This is a genomic window from Tardiphaga sp. (assembly GCF_044340795.1).
In the GTDB taxonomy this organism is placed as follows: domain Bacteria; phylum Pseudomonadota; class Alphaproteobacteria; order Rhizobiales; family Xanthobacteraceae; genus Tardiphaga.
Genome location: NZ_JBIISY010000377.1, coordinates 1 through 4,083 on the forward strand (window position 1 = coordinate 1; position 4,083 = coordinate 4,083).

4 protein-coding genes are annotated in these 4,083 nt (G+C 63.6%); all 4 read right to left on the bottom strand.

The window, feature by feature from the left end; all coding sequences use genetic code 11:
• On the bottom strand, nt 1-792 hold a 792-nt coding region (locus ACIQ17_RS31670), incomplete at its 3' end, for a DMT family transporter (protein WP_398473487.1).
• 175 nt (nt 793-967) lie between these two features.
• Nucleotides 968-1,885, bottom strand: a complete 918-nt coding sequence (locus ACIQ17_RS31675) for a DMT family transporter (RefSeq protein ID WP_398473489.1) — start codon at nt 1,883-1,885, stop codon at nt 968-970.
• Between the two features lie 134 nt (nt 1,886-2,019).
• Entirely contained in the window at nt 2,020-3,081 is a 1,062-nt protein-coding gene (locus tag ACIQ17_RS31680; protein ID WP_398473490.1) for a phosphotransferase family protein, read from the bottom strand.
• 173 nt (nt 3,082-3,254) lie between these two features.
• Nucleotides 3,255-4,083, bottom strand: an 829-nt coding sequence (locus ACIQ17_RS31685) for an acyl-CoA dehydrogenase family protein (protein ID WP_398473491.1), incomplete at its 5' end; no start/stop codon positions are given.

Consider the following 4,083-nt stretch of genomic DNA (forward strand, 5'->3'; position numbering starts at 1 on the left):
GCCGACGATCACAGCCGCGCCGACGATCATCCAGCCATCCGGGACATCGCCGAAGATCAGATAGCCGAGTCCCATGGCCCACAGCAGTTGCGTGTAGCGGAACGGTGCGACCGCGGAAATCTCCCCTGCCCGCAGCGCGATGATCACGCATTGATAGCCGATCAGCACCAGCACGGCGGCGAGCAGCAGGAAGCTCATGGACCGCCCGGACATCGGCGTCCAGCCGCCAAGCGGCACGATCAGGCAACCGCCGACGATGGTGACCACGAAGGTCGTCAACAGCGTGACGAAGACCGACGGCACCTCTTTCGGGATGCGGCTGGTGGCGAGGTCGCGGACCACGCAGAAGCACACGGAGATCAAAGCCAGCACGGTGAACTGGTTGAATCCCTCGGCGCCCGGCCGCACCACGATCAGCACGCCGATGAAGCCCGCGACAATGGCAAGCCAGCGGCGCCATCCCACCGGCTCGCCGAAGATCAACGCGGCACCCAGCGTGATGGCGAGCGACAGCGACTGGAAGATCGCTGACACATTGGCGAGCGGCAGATGGGTGATCGCAGCGAGGAATGTCGCGGTGCCGCCGATCTCGCCGCAGACGCGCAGCGCCACCGGCAGCTTGAACAGCACGCTGATCGGCCGCAGCGCCTGCTGGTACCAGGCCAGCCCAAACACCAGCACGATGGAGAGCGAGCCGCGCACCAGCATGACCTGCCCGAAGTTCATGTCTGCGGTGAGATATTTGGTGGTGGCGTCGTTCATGCTGAAGCCCGCCATGGCCACGGCCATCATCAGGCTTCCGCGCATATTGGGAGAAAGAGGCAAGGTTTCCGCCGGAACGTTTCTTGGAAGGGGCTACGGGAGACATCCCGAAGTCAGAAGGAGGTCCTCCCTGTGCACCAAAAAACTGGTGCGAACCAGACGGCCCCTGCGCCGATGAGCTGCGCAGATCTGCATGGCGTGGCGGCTACGGCCCATCCGTCGGCGCGCTGCCCGTCTTTGCGGCCATCAGCATTTCGCGGTTGCGAACATGCTCGCGATGGAAAGTGTAGAGGCCGGAGGCGACGATGATGGATGCACCAAGGATCATCGCGCCATCGGGCACATCGCCGAAGATGAGATAGCCGAGCAGCATCGCCCACAGCAGCTGCGTGTAGCGAAACGGCGCCACCGCCGAGATATCGCCGACGCGCAGCGCCATGATCACGCATTGATATCCCGCCAGCACCAGCACGGCGGCCACCGTCAACAGCGCGAGCGCCGACACCGACGGCGTCGACCAGCCGCCGAGCGGCATCATCAGCAGGCCACCGACCGCCGTCATGGAGATCGTCGTCAGCAGCGTGACGAACAGCGCCGGGATTTCTGCCGGGATCTGCTTGGTGGCGAGGTCGCGCAGCGCATAGAACGCCACCGAAACCAGCGCCAGCAAGGTGAATTGATTGAAGCCGTCCGCTCCCGGCTTGACGATGATCAGCACGCCGACGAAGCCCGCTGCGATCGCAAGCCAGCGCCGCCAGCCCACGCGCTCGCCGAACAGCAGCACGGCGCCCAGCGTGATCGCCAGCGGCTGCGACAGGATGATGGCCGAGACATTGGCGAGCGGCAGATGCGTGATGGCCTGCAGAAAGAAGATGGTGCCGACCACCTCGCCGATGATGCGCAGCCCCACCGGCCGCACGAACAGGACGCGCAATGGCCTGAGCGCGCCCCGATGCGCAGCCAGCGCGGTGATCAGCGTCCCCGCCACGATGCCGCGCAGCAGCACCAGCTGCCCGAAATTCATCTGCGGCAGCAGGAATTTCGAGATCGCGTCGGTGGCACAGAAAGTCGCCATGGCGCCGGCCATGAACAGGCTTCCGGTGAGATTGGGAGACAGCGCCACGATGACCGCCGGGAGAATGTAGCATGTAGGGTGGGCAAAAGGCGGGCAGCGCTGTGCCAACCTTCACCAGCCGCGCACTCGAGGTGGGCACGGCGCTGCGCGCCTTTGCCCACCCTACAGATTCACGAATGCGGCTATTTCGCGCCGGCCAGTTGCGCGTATTTCCACGACGCCTGTGCCAGCGGCACGGTCCGCTTGGCCGACTCCATCGCCTTGGCCGAGGATGCGGTGCCGTCGCGAACGCGACCTGCGATGCCCTGCAGAATGCCGGTGAGCCGGAACAGGTTGTAGCAATAATACCAGTTCAGGTCGGGCACGTCCTTGCGGCCGGCATAGTCGCAATAGATCTTGGCGGCTTCATCCATGGTTGGGATGTCGAGCGCCTTGAAGTCGAGCCCGTCGAGGCCCGGCATGATCCACTGCATCAGGAGATAGGTGAAGTCGGCCATGGGGTCGCCGAGCGTCGACAGCTCCCAGTCGAGCACCGCCTGCACCTTCGGCTGCGTGGCATTGAACACCATATTGTCGATGCGGTAGTCGCCATGCACCACCGACACGCGTTCCTGCTCCGGCACCGAGGTCGGCAGCCATTCGATCAGCCGCTCCATTTCGGGAATGAGCTGCGTCTCGGAAGCGCGATATTGCTTGGTCCAGCGATCGACCTGCCGCGCAAAGTAATTGCCGGGACGGCCAAAGTCGCCGAGCCCGATCTTCTCGGGATCGTAGCTGTGCAACTGCGCCAGCGTTTCGATCTTTGCGGTGAAGATCGCGCGGCGTTCGCTCCTGTCGACATTCGGAAGCGCGGGATCCCAGAATATCCGCCCCTCTTCCATCGACATCACATAGAAAGCCGAACCGATGACATCGTCATCCGTGCACAGCGCATAGGCCTTGGCGACCGGAAAACCCTGCTTGCCCAGTGCTGCGATCACCTTGAATTCCCGATCGACCGCATGCGCCGATGGCAGCAATTTGCCGAACGGCTTGCGCCGCATGACGTAGGAGCGCTTCGGCGTGTTCAGCCGATAGGTCGGGTTTGACTGGCCGCCCTTGAACTGCAGCACCGTGAGTGGGCCTTCATAGCCCTCCACGTGCCCGCGCATCCAGGCTTCGAGACGCACCTCATCGAAACGGTGGCGGTCCTCGACCGGCCGTGTGCCGTTATATTCGTCGTCGCGCTTCACACCATCGGTCACGTTGCTTCCTCGTTTCTTCTTCTCTTGCCGCACCCTCAACTGTCATTGCCCGGCTTGACCGGGCAATCCAGTAAGCGCCGACATCGCCAGCGTCGGTGTTAACTGGATCCTCGCTCCGCGCACGCCTTTCGGCGTGCTAGGCGGGGATGACAGCCTTCGTTCGTCTGCGTCCTTTAGTGCCGGCCGGCCAGCGCCTCGATCGACGTATCCGGCGCATTGGCATATTTCTTCAGTTCCAGCCGGGCGATGGCACGATTATGCACTTCATCCGGGCCGTCGGCCAGACGCATCGTGCGCATGGACGCATAGTCGCGGGCGAGACCCGCATCATCCGACACACCGGCGCCGCCGAAAGCCTGGATCGCGTTGTCGATGATCTTCAGCGCCATGTTCGGGCCGGAAACCTTGATCATCGCGATCTCGAGCTGCGCGGTCTTGTTGCCGACCTTGTCCATCATGTCGGCGGCCTTGAGGCAGAGCAGACGGTTCATCTCGATATCGGTGCGGGCCTGCGCGATGCGCTCCTCCCAGACCGAGAACTCGATGACCTTGCGGCCGAATGCCGTGCGCGACTGCAGGCGGCGGACCATCTTCTCCAGCGCTTCCTCGGCCTTGCCGATGGTGCGCATGCAGTGATGGATGCGGCCCGGACCGAGACGGCCCTGCGCAATCTCGAAACCACGCCCCTCACCGAGCAGGATATTCTCCTTCGGCACACGGACGTTTTCGAGCAGCACCTGGGCATGGCCATGCGGCGCATCGTCATAGCCGAACACGGGCAGCATCTTCTCGACGGTGATGCCGGGGGTGTCGAGCGGCACCAGGATCTGCGACTGCTGCTGATGCTTGGCGGCCGACGGATCGGTCTTGCCCATTAGGATCGCGATCTTGCAGCGCGGATCGCCGACGCCCGACGACCACCACTTGCGGCCATTGATCACATAATGATCGCCATCGCGCTCGATACGGGTTTCGATATTGGTCGCGTCCGACGATGCGACA